19 protein-coding genes are annotated in these 19055 nt (G+C 69.1%); 8 read left to right on the forward strand and 11 right to left on the reverse strand.

The window, feature by feature from the left end; all coding sequences use genetic code 11:
* The first annotated feature begins 243 nt into the window (after positions 1–243).
* The 6 genes from OSC30_RS07710 to OSC30_RS07735 all read left to right on the forward strand — a co-directional run bounded on the left by OSC30_RS07710 (position 244) and on the right by OSC30_RS07735 (position 5346).
* Complete coding sequence (locus tag OSC30_RS07710; RefSeq protein ID WP_267171264.1) at positions 244–1200, forward strand: acetyl-CoA carboxylase carboxyltransferase subunit alpha; 957 nt, start codon at positions 244–246, stop codon at positions 1198–1200.
* 5 nt (positions 1201–1205) lie between these two features.
* Positions 1206–1586: a VOC family protein gene (locus tag OSC30_RS07715; RefSeq protein ID WP_267171265.1), complete on the forward strand. Its 381-nt coding sequence runs from the start codon at positions 1206–1208 to the stop codon at positions 1584–1586.
* A 274-nt stretch (positions 1587–1860) separates the two neighbouring features.
* The gene (locus OSC30_RS07720) at positions 1861–2613 is read left to right on the forward strand and encodes an NYN domain-containing protein (protein ID WP_267171266.1); all 753 of its coding nucleotides are present in this window, start codon (positions 1861–1863) and stop codon (positions 2611–2613) included.
* On the forward strand, positions 2606–3910 hold the full coding sequence (gene tilS, locus OSC30_RS07725; RefSeq protein WP_323374201.1) for a tRNA lysidine(34) synthetase TilS: 1305 nt from the start codon (positions 2606–2608) through the stop codon (positions 3908–3910). The genes OSC30_RS07720 and tilS overlap by 8 nt, the downstream gene beginning before the upstream one ends.
* 283 nt (positions 3911–4193) lie before the next feature.
* A complete protein-coding gene (locus OSC30_RS07730) occupies positions 4194–4451 on the forward strand; it encodes an exodeoxyribonuclease VII small subunit (protein WP_267171267.1) in 258 nt (85 codons plus the stop codon).
* Entirely contained in the window at positions 4411–5346 is a 936-nt protein-coding gene (locus OSC30_RS07735) for a polyprenyl synthetase family protein (RefSeq protein ID WP_267171268.1), read from the forward strand. The genes OSC30_RS07730 and OSC30_RS07735 overlap by 41 nt, the downstream gene beginning before the upstream one ends.
* 107 nt (positions 5347–5453) lie before the next feature.
* Here OSC30_RS07735 and OSC30_RS07740 read toward each other — a convergent pair whose 3' ends face one another.
* Positions 5454–5915, reverse strand: coding sequence for a DUF4870 domain-containing protein (locus OSC30_RS07740; RefSeq protein ID WP_267171269.1), 462 nt, complete (start codon positions 5913–5915; stop codon positions 5454–5456).
* A gap of 87 nt (positions 5916–6002) precedes the next feature.
* Complete coding sequence (gene pmbA / locus OSC30_RS07745; RefSeq protein WP_267171270.1) at positions 6003–7355, reverse strand: metalloprotease PmbA; 1353 nt, start codon at positions 7353–7355, stop codon at positions 6003–6005.
* A gap of 103 nt (positions 7356–7458) precedes the next feature.
* Between pmbA and OSC30_RS07750 the strand changes: the two genes are divergently transcribed.
* Both OSC30_RS07750 and yjgA read left to right on the forward strand, forming a co-directional pair.
* Positions 7459–7695: a DUF1653 domain-containing protein gene (locus tag OSC30_RS07750; RefSeq protein ID WP_267171271.1), complete on the forward strand. Its 237-nt coding sequence runs from the start codon at positions 7459–7461 to the stop codon at positions 7693–7695.
* Positions 7692–8249, forward strand: coding sequence for a ribosome biogenesis factor YjgA (gene yjgA, locus OSC30_RS07755; protein WP_267171272.1), 558 nt, complete (start codon positions 7692–7694; stop codon positions 8247–8249). Before OSC30_RS07750 ends, yjgA begins: the two co-directional genes overlap by 4 nt.
* Before the next feature lie 198 nt (positions 8250–8447).
* Here yjgA and OSC30_RS07760 read toward each other — a convergent pair whose 3' ends face one another.
* From OSC30_RS07760 to OSC30_RS07800, 9 genes are all read right to left on the reverse strand, one after another.
* Positions 8448–9713 carry a threonine/serine exporter family protein gene (locus tag OSC30_RS07760; RefSeq protein WP_267171273.1) on the reverse strand — a complete coding sequence of 422 codons (1266 nt, stop codon included), beginning with the start codon at positions 9711–9713 and terminating at the stop codon, positions 8448–8450.
* Entirely contained in the window at positions 9710–10159 is a 450-nt protein-coding gene (locus tag OSC30_RS07765; protein ID WP_267171274.1) for an NfeD family protein, read from the reverse strand. The genes OSC30_RS07760 and OSC30_RS07765 overlap by 4 nt, the downstream gene beginning before the upstream one ends.
* 103 nt (positions 10160–10262) lie before the next feature.
* Positions 10263–11207: an SPFH domain-containing protein gene (locus OSC30_RS07770; RefSeq protein WP_267171275.1), complete on the reverse strand. Its 945-nt coding sequence runs from the start codon at positions 11205–11207 to the stop codon at positions 10263–10265.
* A gap of 580 nt (positions 11208–11787) precedes the next feature.
* Positions 11788–13164, reverse strand: coding sequence for a sensor histidine kinase (locus tag OSC30_RS07775; protein WP_267171276.1), 1377 nt, complete (start codon positions 13162–13164; stop codon positions 11788–11790).
* A 28-nt stretch (positions 13165–13192) separates the two neighbouring features.
* Positions 13193–13525: a hypothetical protein gene (locus OSC30_RS07780; RefSeq protein WP_267171277.1), complete on the reverse strand. Its 333-nt coding sequence runs from the start codon at positions 13523–13525 to the stop codon at positions 13193–13195.
* A gap of 163 nt (positions 13526–13688) precedes the next feature.
* The gene (locus OSC30_RS07785) at positions 13689–15026 is read right to left on the reverse strand and encodes a sigma-54-dependent transcriptional regulator (protein ID WP_267171278.1); all 1338 of its coding nucleotides are present in this window, start codon (positions 15024–15026) and stop codon (positions 13689–13691) included.
* A gap of 147 nt (positions 15027–15173) precedes the next feature.
* Positions 15174–16403, reverse strand: a complete 1230-nt coding sequence (locus tag OSC30_RS07790) for an ABC transporter permease (RefSeq protein WP_267171279.1) — start codon at positions 16401–16403, stop codon at positions 15174–15176.
* An 11-nt stretch (positions 16404–16414) separates the two neighbouring features.
* The gene (locus OSC30_RS07795) at positions 16415–17719 is read right to left on the reverse strand and encodes an ABC transporter permease (protein WP_267171280.1); all 1305 of its coding nucleotides are present in this window, start codon (positions 17717–17719) and stop codon (positions 16415–16417) included.
* Between the two features lie 118 nt (positions 17720–17837).
* Positions 17838–19055 (reverse strand): ABC transporter permease, encoded by a 1218-nt coding sequence (locus OSC30_RS07800; protein WP_267171281.1) that lies wholly within the window; start codon positions 19053–19055, stop codon positions 17838–17840.

The following is a 19055-nucleotide window of genomic DNA, read 5'->3' on the forward strand; positions in this document are numbered from 1 at the left end:
AGAGGGGTCGGGAGAGGCTCAAGCTCAGGATCGTCAAGTCCGAAGCCTGATATGAGCCCTCTCGCTCCGGGAAAGGGGTTGGGCAGAGGGTTCGGTAACGCCGGATAGCACGCCCGCACCCTCTCCCGCCCTGCGGGCACCCTCTCCCGGAAGGAGAGGAAACAAACCGCCATACGCCACCGTTCCCGCCTTGACACCCACCCCGGCTATACTGGCCCGCTCAGCGTCACGAACGGCCCGCGAATGAACCCCAACTTCCTCGATTTCGAACAGCCGATCGCCGAACTGGAAGCGAAGGTCGAAGAATTGCGCCATGCCAGCCATGGCCAGGCGTTCAATATCGACGAGGAAGTCGCGCGCCTGCGCGAGAAGCTCAAGACCAAGACCGCCGAGATCTTCCGCAACCTCAATTCGTGGCAGATCACCCAGCTTTCGCGCCACCCGGCGCGGCCGTACACGAACGACTACATCGGCGTGATCTGCGAGGAGTTCCAGGAGCTGGCCGGCGACCGCGCCTACGCCGACGACGCCGCCATCGTCGGCGGTCTGGGCCGCATCAACGACCGGCCGGTGATGATCATCGGCCACCAGAAGGGCCGCGACACCAAGACCAAGGTGCGCCGCAACTTCGGCATGCCGCGCCCGGAGGGCTACCGCAAGGCGCTGCGCCTGATGAAGACGGCCGAGCGCTTCGGCCTGCCGCTGCTGACCTTCATCGACACTCCCGGCGCGTACCCCGGCGTGGGCGCCGAGGAGCGCGGCCAGAGCGAGGCGATCGCCCGCAACCTGCTGGAAATGGCCGACCTGAAGACCCCGATCATCTGCACCGTGATCGGCGAAGGCGGCTCCGGCGGCGCGCTGGCCATCGGCGTGGGCGACCGCGTCAACATGCTGCAGTACTCCACCTATTCGGTGATCTCGCCCGAAGGCTGTGCCTCGATCCTGTGGAAGAGCCAGGACAAGGCACGCGACGCCGCCGAGGCACTGGGCATGACCGCCCCGCGCCTGCTCGAACTGGGCCTGGTCGACAAGGTCGTGCGCGAGCCGCTGGGCGGCGCCCACCGCAACCCGCGCTCCATGGCCATCCGCCTGAAGGCGGTGCTGATGAACCAGCTCGACGAACTCGAGGCCATTCCCGAACCGGATCTGCTGGAACAGCGCTACCGGCGCCTGCGCAGCTACGGCGCTTACGCGGAATAAGCCGCATGACCGGCGTGCGCGGCCTCGCCCACGCGAACATCCGCGCGCCGGAGGCGGTGATCCAGCGCCTGCGCCGCTTCTACATCGACGTGGTAGGCCTGCGCGAAGGCCCGCGGCCGGCGTTCCGCTCGCACGGCCACTGGCTCTACGCCGGCGAGACCGACGTGCTGCACCTGACCGTCGCCGCGCCCGGCGACGCCGCGCCAGCTCCGACCGGCCACTTCAACCACCTGGCCTTCGCCTGCACCGATCTCGCCGCCGCCCGCGCACGCATGGACGCGGCCGGGCTGGCTTACGAAATCGACGAAGTGCCCGAACTTGGCCAGGTACAGCTCTTCCTGACCGATCCCTGCGGCCTGGACATCGAACTCAACTTCAGCCGCTGACCTGTCGGAGCGCACCTGTGCGCGAGCGGGGTGCCTGCGGCCGCGCGCAGGGCGCGCTCCTGCAGGGAACCTCGAATAGCTCCCTTCGCGCGACGCTTTTGTAGAAGCGCACTTGCGGGCGATGCCGTTACGCCTGATTGCACCGGCAAAAGCATCGCCCACAAGTGGGCTCTACAGTGGGTGCCGGAAGCTTTCGGGGCTTGTCGAGGTTCCCTCAGAAGAGCCTCGCCCGCCCGCGGTTTACTATCGGGGTCCATTCCCCCAGGGCATCGCCATGGCCGACCATGCCAAACTCGCCGTACTGATCGACGCCGACAACGCCCAGCCCGGGCTGGCCGAGGGTCTGCTCGCCGAAGTGGCCCGCTACGGCACCGCGCACGTCAAGCGCGCCTACGGCGACTGGACCGACAACCACCTGCGCGGCTGGAAGGAGCAATTGCTCGACTTCTCGATCCAGCCGATCCAGCAATTCGGCTACACCAAGGGCAAGAACGCCACCGATTCGGCGATGATCATCGACGCGATGGACCTGCTCTACACCGGGCGCTTCGACGGCTTCTGCATCGTCTCCAGTGACAGCGATTTCACCACGCTGGCCCGGCGCATCCGCGAATCCGGACTGACCGTTTACGGCTTCGGCGAACGCAAGACGCCGAGCCCGTTCGTGGCTGCCTGCGACAAGTTCATCTATACCGACGTGCTGGGCGAGGCGGACAGCGCCGGAGGGAAGTCCACCGAGCCCGCCGAGCGTCCGAGCACGCAGGATCTGCGCCAGGACACCCGGCTCGTCAACCTGCTGCGCAGCGCCATCGAGGATGCCGCCGACGACACCGGCTGGGCCGGCCTGGGGGCGGTCGGCAGCATGGTCAGCAAGCGCGCGCCGGAGTTCGACTCGCGCAACTGGGGCTACGGCAAGCTCAGCGGCCTGGTCGGCGCGATCGGGCTGTTCCAGACCGAGGAGCGCCAGCTCGGCAACGGCAAGCACCTCTACGTGCGCAACAAGAAGAAGCCGGCCAGCCGTGAGTAGCCCGCGCACGCTGCCCGACACGCTGCGCCAGGTCCTCGAAGACCATCCCGACGGCTCCCTTTGCGTGGCCTTCAGCGGCGGCCCGGACTCGTCCGCGCTGCTGCACGCCTTGGCGGCGGTGCACGGAGCGCACGAACGCGGCCTGCGTGCGCTGCACGTGGATCACGGGCTGCATCCGCACAGTGGCGCCTGGGCGGCGCAGGCCCAGGCCTTTTGCGTCTCGCTCGGCGTCGCCTGCGAAGTGCGCCGGGTCGAGGTCGCCCGCGACGGTGGCGAGGGACTCGAGGCGGCCGCGCGGCATGCCCGCTACGCCGTCTTCGCCGAGATCCTCCAGCCGGACGAATGGCTGCTGCTCGGGCACCACCGCGACGACCAGGCCGAAACGGTGCTGCTCAAGCTGCTGCGAGGCGCCGGCCCGCAGGGGCTGGGCGGCATGCGGGCGATCCGACCGCTCGGCCGCGGCCGGCTCTGGCGGCCGCTGCTGGAGCTGCCACGCGAAGTGTTGCGAGCCTACCTGCAACAGTATCGGTTGCGCTGCATCGAGGATCCTTCCAATCGCGACACCACCCTCGCGCGCAACCACCTGCGCCAGGAAGTCCTGCCGCGCCTGCGCCGGCACTGGCCGCATGCGGTCGATTCGATCCTGCACAGCGCGGCGCTCTGCCGCGCCGCGGACGACAGCCTGCGCGTACGCTGGCTGGAGGCGCTCGCGAGCCTGCACGAGCCGCGGACCGGCACCCTCGATGCACACGGCTGGCTCGCCCTCGAACCGGCCCTGCGCGAACCCCTGCTCGATCACTGGCTGCACGCCCGCGGCCTGCCCGCGCCCACCGCCGCGCAGCGCCGGCAGATCGAGCGCCAGTGCGGCGCCCGTGCGGGCCAGCAACCGTGCGTGCGCTGGCCGGGTGCCGAGCTGCACATCTGGAAGGGGCGACTGTGGGCGCATGCACCGCGGCCGCCGGTCGATCCGTGCTGGGAGGCCGCGTGGCACGGCGAGGCACTGGCCTTGCCCGATGGCGGCCAGCTCGTGCTCGATCCGGCCAGGCGCCTGCCCGCGCCGCTGAGCGTGCGCCTGCGCCGCGGTGGCGAACGCATCCGGCCCGCCGGCGATCGTCACACCCGCGAACTGCGCGACCTGTTCCAGCAAATCACCCTGCCGCCCTGGCAACGCGCGACCTGTCCGCTGCTTTATGCGGAAGGGGAACTGGTCGCGGTCGCCGATCTATGGCGGACGGCCCAGGGCGCGGCGCTTTTCGACGCCTTTGGCGCCCACCCGAATTGGAGTCCGGCCCGTTGAGCCCGGCCGGTCTGCACGAACGTCTCGCTCCGCCCGGATCCTCACCCGCCTGTCGACGCCCGCTCCCGGAGGAAGAGGGATTCGGGGCGTGGGCTCGAGGCCAGCGCTTCGACTTCGGCCCGCGGCCCGCGGCCTACGCTCAGCGCGAACGGGGTGATCGGGAGCGGGCGGGTAGCTGCGCTCAACCATTCACCCTGAGCCTGGGTGCGAAAGGCCGGAATCGAAGGGCCGCGCGCCTGCAAAACATTGATTCCGACACCTCGCTGCGCTAGCGTTGCGGCCCATGGCCAAACCCGCTCCCGCCCCCGCGGAAACCCCATCCGTCGCCGACTTCGAACACTCGCTGGACGAGCTCGAACAGTTGGTCGGGCGCATGGAAGGCGGGGAGCTGAGCCTGGACGAATCGCTGGCCTCCTTCGAGCGCGGCATCGGCCTCTACCGACACTGCCAGCAGGCCCTGGACCAGGCCGAACTGCGCGTGCGCCTGCTGCTCGATCCCGATGCGCCCGACAACGCCGAACCCTTCGAATCCCAACCCTGACGCGCCGCCCCAACTCGGCCCCCGGCTGCTCGCGGTAACCGCGCGCGCCGATGCCGCGCTGGCGCGCGTGCTGCCGTCCGAACAGCAGCCGCCGCTGGAGTTGCACCGGGCGATGCGCTACGCCGTGCTTGGTGGCGGCAAGCGCCTGCGCCCGCTGCTGGTCTACGCCGCCGGACACGCGCTCGGTTGCGATGGCGCCGAGCTGGATGCGCCGGCCTGCGCGGTCGAGCTGATCCACGCCTATTCGCTGGTCCACGACGACCTGCCGGCCATGGACGATGACGCGTTGCGCCGTGGCCGCCCGACCTGCCACGTGGTCTACGGCGAAGCGATGGCGATCCTCGCCGGCGATGCACTGCAGGCGCTCGCCTTCGAGATCCTGGCGCACGACCCGCACGCCGGCAACGATCCCGCGCGGGCGTTGCAGATGCTGCGCGTGCTCGGCCGCGCCTGCGGCGCCGAGGGCATGGCCGGCGGGCAGGCGCTGGACCTGGCCGCGGTGGGCCGCAAGCTGACGCTGGACGAGCTGGAACACATGCACGCCTGCAAGACCGGCGCGCTGATCCGCACCGCCGTGCACCTGGGAGCGCTTGCCGCCGGTGCCGACGCCGCCGCGATCGAGGCGCTGGACCGCTATGCCGCCGCGGTCGGCCTGGCCTTCCAGGTGCGCGACGACGTCCTGGACGTGGAAGGCGAATCGGCGGTGATCGGCAAGACCGCCGGCAAGGACGCGGCGGCCGACAAGCCGACCTTCTCCTCGATCATCGGCCTGGAGGCTTCGCGCATGCGGCTGACGGAACTTACCGCCACGGCGCTGGAGGCCATAGCTTCCTTTGGACCGCGCGCCGCGCTGCTGGAAGAGCTGGCGCTATACGCGGCCCACCGCGCGCATTGAAGATCCAATGGTGGGCTGAAGCCCACCCTACACCGGCCTCCCGTACGGTGGGCTTCAGCCCACCACCGGCCCCTGGAAGCAGAAGCGGGCCGAAGCCCGCCTCGCGTTTACTTGATCAACCGCAGTGTGAAGGGGTAGCGGTAACGCTCGCCCTCGTTCGCCTTCACCGCGGCAATGATCGTGAACACCAGCCAGGCGATGCCCACCAGGATGCCGATCGGCACGGTCAACAGCGCACCGAAGCCGAAGGTGACCAGCGTGAGCAGCAATAGCACCACGCCGACGATGGCCAGGGTGATGTTGAAGTTCAGCGCTTCCTTGGCCTGGTCGTCGACGAAGGGCATGGTGTCCTTCTTCAGCAACCAGATCACCAGCGGGCCGATGAAGCAGCCCAGGCCAGCGAAGGCGCCGGTGAGCAGCCCGCCCAACAGCGCCGACAGGTGCGCGAACAACGCCCACTGACGCTCTTCATGGCTGGGCATGCCGGCCGGGTCGAACGACTCGGGCGGCGGCACCGGCTCGCCCGGCGGCGGCGGAGGCGGGACGACGGAATCGGGTGGAACACTCATGCGTGTCTCCTGTGGCCTTCGGTGACGCCGGCGGCGCCCGTGCGGCGATGCTAGCAAAGCCGCCCGCCGATGCCATAGCCGGTTGGGCTACTGGCCGCCCACCGTCATCCGGTCCAGCAGGATCGAGCCGGTCAGGATCTGCGCGCGCCGGTCGACGTCGCTGCCCACCGCCAAGATGCCGGCGAACATGTCGCGCAGGTTGGCGGCAATGGTGATTTCCTCCACCGGATAGGCGATCTGCCCGTTCTCGACCCAGAAGCCGGCCGCGCCGCGCGAATAGTCGCCGGTCAGCGTGCTCACGCCCTGGCCCATCACCTCGGTAACCACCAGGCCGGTGCCCATGCGCTCGAGCAACGCGGCGAAGTCGTCCTGGCCAGGCTCGACCAGCAGGTTGTGGATGCCGCCGGCGTTGCCGGTCGAGGCCAGCCCCAGCTTGCGTGCCGAATAGCTGCCCAGGATGTAGCGGGCCAGCACGCCGTTCTCCACCAGTGCGCTGTCGGCGGTGGCCACGCCCTCGGCGTCGAATGCGCCCGAACCCATGCCTCGCGGCAGCAGCGGGCGTTCGACGATGTTCATCCATTCGGGCATCAAGCGTTTGCCGGCGTGGTCGAGCAGGAAGCTGGCGTGCCGGTACAGGGCACCGCCGCTCACCGCGCTGACCAGGTGGCCGATCAGGCCGCGCGCGAGTTCCGGCACGAACAGGACGGGGCACTGGCGCGTGCCCAGGCTGCGCGAGTTCAGCCGTGCCAGCGTACGCCCGGCCGCTTTGTCGCCCAGCGCTTGCGCGCTCATGAAGTCGCCCGCATCCCGCACGCTGTCGTACCAGTAGTCGCGCTGCATGCCGTCGCCTTCACCGGCGATCAGCGAGAGCGACAGCGCATGCCGCGTGGCGCGCTCGCGTCCGACGAAGCCGTGCGAGTTGGCGTACACCGAAAGTGTCTGGCCGGCCTGCACGGCGGCGCCATCGGAGTTGGTGATGCCCGCATGCGCACGGCCGGCGGCCTCGATCCGCTGGCCGAGCTCGATCGCCTCGGCCGTTTCGACGTGCCACGGATGCCACAGGTCGAGGTCGGGGAACTCGGTGGCCATCCGCGTCGGATCGGCCAGGCCGGCGGCCGGATCGGCCTCGGTGTAGCGCGCGATCGCGCAGGCCTGGTCGATCGTCGCCTGCACCGAGGCAGCGTTGAGGTCGGCGGTGCTGGCGGTGCCCTTGCGCTGGCCGAAGTACACGGTCAGGCCGAAGCCGCGGTCGCGCGTGTGCTCGACCGTCTCCACCTCGCCCAGCCGCACGTTCACGCTGAGCCCGCTGTCGACGCTCGCAGCCACTTCGGCCGCGCTGGCGCCGGCCGCGCGCGCGCGGCGGATTACGTCCTCGGCGAGCTCGGCCAGGCGGTCGAGTTCCTGTTGGCTGGAGTCGGCGGGCAAGACGGCTGCACTCACGGGGCGTTCCTTCAGGCAGGTAGAATGGGCGGCGAACACCGCACGACTTCCGGAGATGGGGTCGCCCCCGTCCAAAAAAAAGGAACGTGCCAAAGGAGCGCGCATGCCACCGGTCGCTGGCGTCTATCGTCATTACAAGGGTCAGCGCTACCAGGTACTGGGCGTGGCCCGCCACAGCGAAACGCTGGAAGAGCTGGTGGTCTACCGGGCGCTCTACGGCGAGCAAGGCCTGTGGGTGCGCCCGGCCGCCATGTTCGAGGAAACCGTCGCCGTCGATGGCCGCCCCGTACCCCGCTTTGCGCTGGAAGATGCCAGCCCCGACCCCTTGGAACGCCCGTGAGCCCCAGCCGCAGCCGCAACCAGACCGAACTCGACGAACAGGATTACGGCCCCAGCCGCACCCAGCAGCGCCGTGAGGCGCTTGCCGTGCTTGCGCTCGCCACCCAGCTGGTCGAACTGCCGCCCAGCCGGCTGGCGAAGCTCGACCTGCCCGAAGAGGTGCGCGATGAAATCGCCAACGTGCGCCGCATCGCCTCGCATATCGCACGCAAGCGCCAGTTGGCGTTCCTGGCCAAGAAGATGCGCCGCCATGAAGACGCGGTCTTCGACAGCGTGCGCGCCGAACTGGGCGAGAACCGCGAGCGCCAGCGGCAGGAAACCGCCGCCATGCATCGCCTGGAGGCGCTGCGCGAACGCCTGCTGGACGACGACGAAGCGGCCGCCACGCTGATCGCCGAACACCCTGCCATCGACCGCCAGCACCTGCGCTCGCTGATCCGCCAGGCGCGCAGCGAGCGGGCGGCGAACAAGCCGCCGCGGGCCTATCGGGAGATCTTCAAGCTGCTGAAGGATTTGCAGCAGGACGAGGGTGGGGACGACGACGCGCAGGGTTGAGTCGCCTGGGCGAACAAGAGCCTCCCCCTCTCCCCGCCCCTCTCCCCCGGCGGGGCCGGAGGAGAGGGAGCGGATTGCGCGAGCTTGCCGCCTTTGCTCCCTCTCCCCCGAGCCTGCTTGGGGGAGAGGGCTGGGGAGAGGGGGAGGCCCTTGCCTTGACCCTGCGCCCTGAAAGGGCGCGATGCCCCCGCTAGGGCATCAAAGCGAACGACGAGGCGAAATCAACAGATCACCGAACAGCAGCCCTGCCACCAGCGAAATCAGCAGCGTGATCAGCAGGACGAAACTGTCCATGCCCAGCGTGGTGTCACGCTCGAACAGGTAGGACACGCTCTGGAACCCCACGCTGCCGGGCACCAGCAGGATGATGCCCGGTTCGCGCACCACCGCGCCCGGCCGGCCCAGGTAGCGTGCGTATACATTGGCCAGGGCGCCCAGCAGCAGGCCCCCGAGGAACGCGCCGACCGGCGGCCCGGGCACCGCTTGTGACAGCAGGCCGCCCCAGCGCGTGGCCAGGTAACCGATGCTCACCGCGCCCGCCACCACGGCCCAATCGCGCCGTGCCGCGCGGAACAGGATGGCGAATCCCAATGCACCGATCAGCAGGGCCGGCCAGTCCGTCCAGCGCGGCAGCGGCGGCAACACATAGTTGACCGCGGTCACGCCGAACGCCGCGCAGACCTGGCTGGCCGCCACCGTGCCGAAGGTCAGCTTGAGCAGCGTGGCGATCGCGCCGCCCATGCGCGCCATGCCAGAGGTCAGGTGCTGGCTGGAAATCTCGCGCACCGCAGTGGTCAGCGACATGCCCGGCACCAGCACGATCAGCGCGGCCAGCACCACCGACCTGACCGCCAGCGGCACCACGAAAGCGCTGACCAGGATCGCGACCGCCGTGGCCACCAGCGCACTGATCGCCTCGCTGGCCACGGCCAGCCGTGGCCGCGTGGACGACAGCACGGTGATCAGGCCGATCACCAGGCCGATCGCGCCGGCCACCACCAGGTCGGCCCACGAGCTGTGCAGGAACAGCGCCGCCACGCAGGCGGCCGACAGCCCGTAGCTGCCGACCAGGCCGGCCTGCGCGCGCCGCGTTTCCGGCAGCCCCAGTGCGCGCAGCAGGCGAAAGCCTTCGCGCAGGCCCAGCTCGCCGGCGATGGCGCGATCGGCGATCGCGTCGGCCTCGCACAACCGCGCCAGGTTCACGTCGCCCGGCGGCAACCGCATCACCTGGGTGACCTGGGCCAGCCCTTCCTCGTCGCGACCGATCTCGGCAAAGGAGATGATGATCGCGGTGGGGCTGGACCAGACGTCGGCGATCACGTCCAGCTGCTGCGCCGCACCGGCAATGGCCATTTCCAGTCGCGGCGCCGACGTGCCCCATTGGTGCAACCGGCGCGCCAGCTCGACCAGAAAGGCAATGCGCGTATCGAACGGCGCCAGTGCTGCGCTGCCGGCGGCGCTCATGCGGCGGGCCGGACCTGCAATGTATTGCCCTCGACGCTGAGCACTTCGACGGTCGCGCCCAACGGCAGGTCCGGGCCATTGACCAGCCATTCGCCGTCACCCACGCGCGCCTTGCCGCGACCATGGACGATCGGCTCGATCAGCACGTAGCGCTGGCCGACCATCTGCGCGCCGCGGCGGTTGAGCCGCTCGCTGGCGGCGTCACCGCGGCGGAGTCTCGGACGCAGCCCGTAGGCGTAGATCACGCAGGACAGGAACGCCAGCACCGCAAAGGCGATCGCCTGCGCCAGCAGCGACATGCCGGGCATCAACCAGACCAGCACGCCGGTGGCGCCAGCCCCGATACCGATCCACAGCAGGAAGTAGCCCGGCAGGGCGACCTCCAGCGCGATCAGCAGCAGGGCCAGCAGCCACCACAGGTGATGGATTGCGAGGGTGGAGAACATGCGGGGCTCCCGTTCAGGCGACGATGGATGGCGGGCAGACGTTACAGGCTGATGACTGTCAGCTTCGAGCAGCGCCTCCCCCTTGGCCGGTTCAGGCCCGGTCTCAGCGCGGCGGCGGCACCGCCCTGCCCGCCCCCTGCTGCGAGAGCGACTCCTTCGCCAGCTCCGCGATGCCGGCCAGCGACCCGATGATGCCGGTCGCCTCCATCGGCAGCAGCAGCATTTTCTGGTTGGGCGAATGGGCGATTTCCTTCAGCGCCTCGACGTACTTGTTGGCGACGAAGTAGTTCAGCGCGTTGAGGTTGCCGCTGGCGATCGCGTCGGAGACCAGCCGGGTCGCCTCCGCCTCGGCCTCGGCCAGGCGGATGCGCGCCTCGGCCTCGCGGAACGCGGCCTCCTTCTTGCCCTCGGCGGCCAGGATCGCACTCTGCTTCTCGCCGTCGGCCTTGAGGATCGCCGCCTGCTTGAAGCCCTCGGCTTCCAGGATGTTGGAGCGCTTCTCGCGCTCGGCCTTCATCTGCTTGGCCATCGCATCGACCAGGTCGCGCGGCGGCGCGATGTCCTTGATCTCGATGCGATTGACCTTGACGCCCCACGGGTGCGTGGCCTCGTCGACCACGCGCAGCAGCTGCGCGTTGATGGTGTCGCGCTTGCTCAGGGATTCGTCCAGGTCCATCGAGCCCAGCACGGTGCGGATGTTGGTCATCACCAGCGCCAGCGAGGCCTGCTCCAGGTTGGCCACCTCGTAGGCGGCCTTGGCCGCGTCCAGCACCTGGTAGAACACCACGCCGTCGACGCGCACCACGGCGTTGTCCTTGGTGATGACGTCCTGAGAAGGCACGTCCAGCACCTGTTCCATCATGTTCATGCGGGCGCCGACCGCCTGGTAGAACGGAATCAGGAAATGCAGCCCGGGGCTGAGCGTGCGCGTGTAGCGGCCGAACGTCTCGACCGTCCATTCGTACCCCTGCGGCACGATCCGTACCAGCTTGGCGATCACGATGATCGCCAGCACGATGATGACGACACCGATCACGATGCTGCCCATGGCTCCCCCTCCTGTGGTTGAAGGACGAGTATAGGCGAGCGGACAGGCCGCCAGCCCCTGTAGGAGCGCCCTTGGGCGCTCCTACAGGGGATCTCGAAAAACTCCCGTCGACATGCGCTGCTTCGGCTCCCCCTGCTTGCAGGGGAGCGGTGCTTTTGGCTTTAAGATCAAAGCCTCACCCCCTCCCAACCTCCCCCTGCAAGCAGGGGGAGGAGCTCCATCGGCGGCCCCGCAGATCTCCGGACAGCAGTGCGCTTTGGCTGAGCAAAAAGAGGGTTGTTCGAGGTTCCCTTATAGGAGCGCGCCCTATGCGCGACCCCATGCGCGATCCAGCCGCGCGGTCACGCACAGGGTGCGCTCCTGCAGGGGATCTCGAAAACTCCCGTTGACAGGCGCCGCTTCGGCTCCCTCCCCTGCTTGCAGGGGAGGGCTGGGGAGGGGTGTTCTTGGCTTTAAGATCAAAGCCTCATCCCCTTCCAACCTCCCCCTGCAAGCAGGGGGAGGAGCTCAACCGGCGGCCCCGCAGATCTCCGGACTGCGGTGCGCTTTGGCTGAGCAAAAGAGGGTTATTCGAGGTCCCTTACAGGGGCCGGGCGGGCAGTAGCAGGCTCACGCGCAGGCCGCCTTCTTCGCGGTTGGCCAGCATGATGCGACCGCCGTGCGCCTCGGTGATCTCGCGCGCCAGCGCCAGCCCCAGCCCGGTACCGGCGCGCTTGGTCGAATAGAACGGCAGCAGCGCCTGCGCCAGCACCGTCTCGCTCATGCCCGGGCCGTGGTCGGCCACCTCGATGCGCCAGTCCTGGCCCACCTGCGCCAGCGACAGGGTCACGCCGTCCTCCGCGCCGCCGGCCTCGTGCGCGTTCTTGATCAGGTTGATCAGCACCTGCTCGATCTGCGCCTTGTCGAACCAGCCCGGCTCGGCTGGTACCTCTCCCACCAACTGGTAGCGGCAGTGCAGCGCCAGGCTGTCGAGGAAGGCCTGCCAGTCGATCGACTGCGGCTGCGGCGTGGGCAGCTTGGCAAAGCTGGCGTAGCCGGCAATGAAGCCGTGGAGGTGGCGCGCGCGCTCGCCGATGGTGGCGAACACGCCAGGCAGCCGCGCCATGTCGCCGCGCCGGGCCAGCTCGGCGCCGGAGTGCGCCAGCGAGGAGATCGGCGCCAGCGAGTTGTTGAGCTCGTGACTGATCACCCGGATCACCCGCTTCCAGGTCGCCACTTCCTGCCGCGACAGCTCGCGCGTCATGCGGCGCAACGAGAACAACCGGTGCGGCCGGCCCTGCAGGCGGAATACCCGCTGCGACAGGTGGAAAGTTTCCTCGGCGCCGTCCATCGGCACGGTGAGCAGGGCGTCCTCGCCGCTTTCCACCGCGTGGCGGAGTGCTTCAGGCACGTTGTCCAGCAGCTCGCCAAAGTCCAGGCCGTTAAGGCTGCGCCCTTCATTGAACAGGTGCCGCGCGGCGATGTTGGCGTAGGCGATGCGTCCCTGGGTGTTGGCCAGCACCAGCGCCACCGGCGTGTGCTGCACCACCGTGTCCAGCAGCAGCTCCCGCTGCACCAGGTGCTGGCGCTGTTCGCGCAGGGTGGCCCCCAGCGCGTTGTGCATGCGTACCAGCTCGCCCAGCTCGTCGCGGCGGTCGACCGCGATGGAAAAGCTGAAGTCGCCATCGCGATAACTGGCCACGGCACCTTCCAGCGCACGCAGCAGGCGGCGGATCGGTGCCATGACCTGTCCGCCCAGCCAGAACGCCAGCGGCAACAGCACCAGCAGGCTGGCCAGCAGGCCGCCGGATACGCCCGGCCAAGCCGGCAAATGGGCGCCCAGCCGCGGGTCATGGCGCAGCCACGACAGCAGCTGCGGCAGCGGCCACCGGGTGATCCCGGCGTAGACCAGCGCGCCGCTCAGGCTGGCCAGCATCAGTAACCCGGTCAGCCGGGCCTGCAGCGATCTCAGTTGCATGCTCGGTTCCGGCGCCGGGCCGACGGCTTCAGTGGCACGCAGGATCCATCGGCGTCTGCGGGCAGCTCACCGCGGGCCGGCCGTTGCTGTCCGCACCCATGGCGCCCACGGCCGCGTTGCCCGAATGCCGCTGCGCGGCATTGCCCGGCAACGGCCGATGATCGCGGCGCTCCTTGAACTTGAAGGGCGATTCGGACTTGCGTTCGGTCAGCGGACTGGCCGCATCGGCGCGATAGCTGGCGGTGGACGCCGGCGCCGGCGCGTTCCAGCTGTCGCTGGCGTGGGAAGCCGGCGGAACCGACTGGGCCTGTGCCGCTGCGGCGGCCAACAGGGAGGCAAGTACGATGGTGGCGATACGCATGGATCCTGCTCCTGGGTCGAACTGGCGTTGATCATCCCGCGCCCTTTCGATAGCGGCAACCGCCGAAACGCACGTTTGCAGGGTGGGCTTGCGCCCCACCAGCCACTGCGGGCCGCGACCCACAAGAGCGGATCGAAGCCCGCCTTGCGCCCTGCGCCGATGATCAGCCGGTGGCCAGCCCGTAGCGTTCCATTCGCCGGTACAGCGCCTGGCGCGACAGGCCCAGTGACTGCGCCGCGCGGCTGACCACGCCATCGGCGCGGTGCAGCGCGGTTTCCACCGCCTCGCGGCTGGGCTCGTCCAGGTTGCGGGCCACCGTGGGCGTATGCTGCGGCAGGTTGAGCAATGGCGGGGTGACCACGCCGTCGGTCGCCAGCAGCGCGGCGCGCTCGATCGCATTCTTCAGTTCACGCACGTTGCCGGGCCAGGGATAGCTGACCAGCGCCTCGCGCGCGACGTCACCCAGCTCGGCGCGACCATCGAGGAAGTGCTCGGCCAGCGGCACGATGTCGTCGGTGCGTTCGGACAGCGGCGGCAGGTTCACCTCGATCACGTTGAGGCGGTAGTACAGGTCTTCGCGGAAGGTGCCCGCGCGCACCATCGCCTTGAGATCGGCGTTGGTGGCCGACAGCACGCGCACCTTGACCTGCCGCGTGCGTCCGGAACCCAGCCGCTCGAACTGCCCGGTCTCCAGCACGCGCAACAGCTTGACCTGCCCGGGCAGCGGCAAATTGCCGATCTCGTCCAGGAACAGCGTGCCGCCATCGGCCAACTCGAAACGACCCTCGCGCGCCTTGTTGGCGCCGGTGTAGGCACCGGCGTCGGCGCCGAACAGCTCGGCCTCGATCAGCTCGCCCGGCAGCGCGCCGCAGTTGACCGCCACGAACGGCCCGTTCCGCACCGGCGAGTTCGCATGCACGATGCAGGCGATGCGCTCCTTGCCCGAGCCGTTGGGCCCGGTGATCAGCACCGGCACGTGCGATCGCGCCACCTGGCAGGCCAGCTCCAGCGTCTGCGCCATTGCGTCGGAGGCGAACACCAGGCTGTCCAGCTCGTAGGTCTGGCGCAGCACGTCGCGCCGCCGCCGGCGTTCGCGGCGGGTGCGGTTGACCTCGCGGGTGGACTCGGACAGCTCCAGCAGGTTCTCCACCGTGGCCAGCAGCTTGGTGTCGTCCCACGGCTTGGCCACGTAGTCGGCTGCGCCGGCCTTGACCAGCTCCACCGCGGTTTCCAGGTGGGTCCAGGCGGTCAGCAGGATCAGCGGCAGGTCGGTATGACGCTGGCGGATCGCGCGGAACAGCGCCACGCCCTCCTCGCCGGAGGTGGTGTCGGCGGTGAAGTTCATGTCCTGGATCACCACGTCGACCAGCTCGCGGTCGAGCATCGCCAGACCCTCTTCGGGCGTCATCGCGATCAGCGGGCGGATGTCGTGCAGCGAGAGCAGCAGCGACAGCGCCTCGCCCACCGCCGGGTTGTCGTCAATGATCAGGACGGTTCGCATCTTTTTCCTGCACATGTGGGCATGGATGCATTTCCACGCCAAAAGGTTGCCACAAACCTGCGTCGCGTCCGCGCCGCAGGCCGTAGCCTACCCGGCCCGCCCCGCTCCTGCTTCCGATCGCCGCCCGTCCGCTCGCCGTGCAGCCCGTCACACCGACCGCGTCGCCACCACCGGCGGCACGCGCGAGGCGCGCAGCGCCGGCGCCAGCACCGAGAGCTGGCCCAGCAGCCACAGCGCCAGCGCGCCGACCGGCAGGTAGGCCAGCGGCAGGCGCGGCAGTTCGTAGCGGCTCATCAGCAGCAGGTTCAGCGCCAACGCCAGCAGCATGCCCAGCAGCACGCCGCCGCCCACGATCAGGAAGTTTTCGGCCTGGAAGTAGCGCAGGATGTCCACCCGCGTGGCGCCGATGGCGCGGCGGATGCCGATCGTTCGCGTGCGCTGCTGTACCCAGAAGTTGGCGAGCCCCGAGATGCCCAGCACTGTGACGAACAGCAGGCCCAGCCCCGCAGCCACCAGCAGCCCGACCATGGTGCGGTCGCGCTGGAAGTAGTGCGCCCGCAGCTGCGCGAACGTCCGCTGGCCCGAGGCGGGAATGAGTCGTCTGGAGTCGAGCCGCTGCAGCGCGGCGGCCGCGGCGGCCAGCACCCGGCCGCGATGCTGCGGTGCGCTGCGCAGCAGGTAGGTCACGCTATCGCCGTCGGGCAGTTGCGGCCACAGCATCACCTCGTGGTCGCTGCCGTCGCCGCGCAGCAGCGGCCGCATGACGTCCCGCACGATGCCGACCACGCGGCTGCCTTGCTTGCCGGCGTAGACCATCCTGCCGAGCGCCTCCTGGCCGGGAAAGAGCCGGCGGGCCGCCGCTTGCGTGAGCATCACCGCCGACACGTCGCCGGTGACATACTCGCCGGCGGTGAAGTCGCGTCCGGCGATCAGCTGCAATCCAAGCGTCCGAACGAAGCCGGGACTGCCGGCGTAGGTGTCGATCGACAGGCACCCGGAGTGGTCCAGCGAGCTCGCGGCGATCGCCCGCTCGAGCGCTTCCTGGCTCGGGCAGGCACCATAGCTGTTGATGTTGCCGCTGAAGGGCAGCGACGGGCCGATCGCCACCGCCGAACGCACGCCCGGAAGTCTGCCCAGTGCATCGAGGTCGGCGAGATGGCGCGCCTGGTGGTTGTCGTCCTTGCCGATGCCTTCGACGCGGATCATCGACAACTCGTCCTCGGTCACGCCGCTGGGCGTGCCCATGCGCTGCAGGCGTTGGACCACCATGAAGGAGGCGTTGGCGACGATAGCCAGGGTGAACGCCACCTGCAGCACCAGCAACGTGGCGGTGAGTTTGTGGTGACGCAGGCTGGAGAAGATGGGGCGCAGTTGCATGGGCATGCTCCTCACAGGGCCTTGAGCTGCAGGGCCGGCGCCACGCGGCTGGCGCGCCAGGCCGGCAGCAACCCGGCCAGCACGCTGCCCAGCACCGCCAGCACCACGGTCAGCGCGAGCATGGAGAGGTCCATCCGGGCCACGGCGGCGTAGGCGTCGGGTCGGTGCCGTACGCTCCACAGCCCGGCCTGGGCGATTGCGATGCCGAGTGCCCCGCCAAGCGTGCCGATCAAGGCCGACTCGATGCCGAACTGCAGGAAGATGTCGCGCCGGCGCGCGCCCAGCGCCCGCCGCACGCTCACCTCGGCACTGCGGCGCAGGAACTTCGCCAGCAGCAGCGCGATGATGTTGGTCAGGCATACAGTCAGGAAGCCCAGCGCCAGCCACAATTGCAGGCGCACGTCGCCCGGCACTAGTTCCTCGTGCTGCAACCAGCCCATCAGCGAATAGAGCCTGGCGTTCTGCGCGGGCCGTTCGAACCGGCCCAGCCGTTGCTGCTGCGCCGAGTAGTCCACCAGGAACTGGCGGTAGGCGCGGACCTGGGCGGCGTCCTTCAGCTCCACCCACACCTGCAGCCAGGTCAGCCCAGGGCTGCGCTTGCCGTTTTCGCCCTCCTTCCAGCTGGCCTGGTTGCCGCTCACGCCCATGTCCAGGTCCACCGCCGTCGACAACGGCAGGAAGAAGCGGTCGGCCTCGCCGAAGCCGCCCTTGCTGGAGGCATCGGCATAGAACATCGGCTGCGGTGCCCAGTCGGCGGTGACGCCGATGACCTGGAATTCGCTGTCGTCGAGCCGCACCATCCGGCCCACCGCGTCGGCCTCGCCGAACAGCTTGTGCGCAAGCTCGTGGCTGAGCACCACCACCCGCGCATGCGCCTCGTCGTCCGCCGGCGACCAGCCATGCCCCTGCTCGAACGACAGTCCGAACAAACCGAAGAAGCCCGCTGTCGTGTAGTGACCCTGCAGGCGGAAGGGCATCTGGTCCGGATCGACCGGCCACACCAGCACGTTGCCGCCCGCCATCGCGGCGCCCCGCCCCGCACGCTCGAGCAGCGCCATGGCGTCGGGCCAGGTGAAGTTGTCGCTGGGATCACCCCAGTCGTTGTGCGCCGGATACGCCTTCGGCAGCGGATCGATGTGTGGGTAGTAAAGCTGCGCGCTCCGCTGCGGCAACGGGTCCTGCGCCATCACGTGCAGCACCGTCAGCATGGTCATGCTGGCACCGATGCCCAGGCCGATCGCCAGCACCATCAGGCCGGTGAGGACGGGGTTGCGCCTGAGGCTGCGCAGCGCCAGGTCGAGGTAGTAGGCGAACATTCCGTGTACTCCCAGGGAATCGAAAGCTGCGGATGAAACATTGGCCTGGTGGCATCCCGCTACCGGCCCTTCCCCCGGACATATGGGGAAGGTACCGACAGATGCCCCTGCGGCGCGCTCACACCGATCGCGTGGCGACCACCGGCGGCACCGCCGCCGCGCGCAGCGCGGGCGCCAGGACGGCCAGCTGGCCCAGCCCCCACAGCGCCAGCGCGCCGACCGGCAGGTAATACAACGGCAGGCGCGGCAGCTCGTAGTGGCTCATCAGCAGCAGGTTCAGGCCGAACGCCAGCACCATGCCCAGCGCGATGCCGAAGCTGACGATCAGGAAGTTCTCGGTCTGGAAATAGCGCAGGATGTCACCGCGCGTCGCGCCCAGCGCACGTCGCACGCCGATCTGCTTTTGCCGCTGCCCGACCCAGAAGCTGGCCAGGCCGACGATGCCCAGAGCGGTGACGCACAGCATGGTGGCGATCACTCCGATCAGCAGATCGATCATGATGCGATCGGCTTTGAAATAGCTCGCGCGCAAATCGACGAGGGTGCGGCTGTTCTCCTGATCCAGCACGACATCGGGAGCGATCTTCGCGACCGCGTTGCGCGCGTCGCGCAGCACCCGGGGCAAGTCCTGCGGCTTGGCCCGCAACAGATAGGTGCCGGCCAGCGAACCTCCCGGCAAGGTGGGCGTGAAGACCGTCCACTCCACTGCCTGCGAACCCCAGTCGCGCGGTCGCGCACGGGCAAAATGATCGACGACGCCGATGATCCGGAAATGCAGTTTGTCGCACCAGAATTCCTTGCCCAGCGGGCTCTCTCCGGGCCATGCGTGCTCGGCCAGCGATCGGCTCACCAGGACCTGGGCGTCCGCGGGAGCGAAGTTGGTTGCGGGACTGTAATCGCCCACCTTGGGCAATCGCCCGGCGACGAGTTCCAGGCCCAAAGCCTGGAACGTGCCCGGCCCGGCCAGCACGAAGTCGACGACACCGATCTTCCTCTTGAAACTGCCCTGGTCATGCGAAATTCCCGCAGCACCGGTCTGCGGCCCGAAGGGAACCTGGCTGATCAGGTTCACTGACTGCACGCCCGGTACCGCCCGCAGGCCGGCCAGCATCCGCGCGTTGAGGTCCTTGCCCTGGTCGGCTTCGAAGCCATGGACCATCACCATGGCCAAGGAACTTTCGTCGACGCCGCTGCGGGTCTGGATCAGCTCCCAGCGCTGGGCAACCAGGAAACAGGCGTTACACAGTACTGCGCAGGCCAGCGCCACCTCCAGCGAGATGAGGAGCGTGGCAAGGCGGTGGCGCCGCAGTGCGGCGAGTATGGGTCGAATCTGCAT

The organism is Frateuria hangzhouensis (assembly GCF_026410505.1).
In the GTDB taxonomy this organism is placed as follows: Bacteria; Pseudomonadota; Gammaproteobacteria; order Xanthomonadales; family Rhodanobacteraceae; genus Frateuria_A; species Frateuria_A hangzhouensis.

Coding starts and splice junctions, on each gene's coding strand:
- OSC30_RS07710 (WP_267171264.1), top strand. CDS start 244: ATGAACCCCAACTTCCTCGATTTCGAACAGCCGATCGCCGAACTGGAA.
- OSC30_RS07715 (WP_267171265.1), top strand. CDS start 1,206: ATGACCGGCGTGCGCGGCCTCGCCCACGCGAACATCCGCGCGCCGGAG.
- OSC30_RS07720 (WP_267171266.1), top strand. CDS start 1,861: ATGGCCGACCATGCCAAACTCGCCGTACTGATCGACGCCGACAACGCC.
- OSC30_RS07730 (WP_267171267.1), top strand. CDS start 4,194: ATGGCCAAACCCGCTCCCGCCCCCGCGGAAACCCCATCCGTCGCCGAC.
- OSC30_RS07735 (WP_267171268.1), top strand. CDS start 4,411: ATGCGCCCGACAACGCCGAACCCTTCGAATCCCAACCCTGACGCGCCG.
- OSC30_RS07740 (WP_267171269.1), bottom strand. CDS start 5,915: ATGAGTGTTCCACCCGATTCCGTCGTCCCGCCTCCGCCGCCGCCGGGC.
- OSC30_RS07750 (WP_267171271.1), top strand. CDS start 7,459: ATGCCACCGGTCGCTGGCGTCTATCGTCATTACAAGGGTCAGCGCTAC.
- OSC30_RS07760 (WP_267171273.1), bottom strand. CDS start 9,713: ATGAGCGCCGCCGGCAGCGCAGCACTGGCGCCGTTCGATACGCGCATT.
- OSC30_RS07765 (WP_267171274.1), bottom strand. CDS start 10,159: ATGTTCTCCACCCTCGCAATCCATCACCTGTGGTGGCTGCTGGCCCTG.
- OSC30_RS07770 (WP_267171275.1), bottom strand. CDS start 11,207: ATGGGCAGCATCGTGATCGGTGTCGTCATCATCGTGCTGGCGATCATC.
- OSC30_RS07775 (WP_267171276.1), bottom strand. CDS start 13,164: ATGCAACTGAGATCGCTGCAGGCCCGGCTGACCGGGTTACTGATGCTG.
- OSC30_RS07780 (WP_267171277.1), bottom strand. CDS start 13,525: ATGCGTATCGCCACCATCGTACTTGCCTCCCTGTTGGCCGCCGCAGCG.
- OSC30_RS07785 (WP_267171278.1), bottom strand. CDS start 15,026: ATGCGAACCGTCCTGATCATTGACGACAACCCGGCGGTGGGCGAGGCG.
- OSC30_RS07790 (WP_267171279.1), bottom strand. CDS start 16,403: ATGCAACTGCGCCCCATCTTCTCCAGCCTGCGTCACCACAAACTCACC.
- OSC30_RS07795 (WP_267171280.1), bottom strand. CDS start 17,719: ATGTTCGCCTACTACCTCGACCTGGCGCTGCGCAGCCTCAGGCGCAAC.
- OSC30_RS07800 (WP_267171281.1), bottom strand. CDS start 19,055: ATGCAGATTCGACCCATACTCGCCGCACTGCGGCGCCACCGCCTTGCC.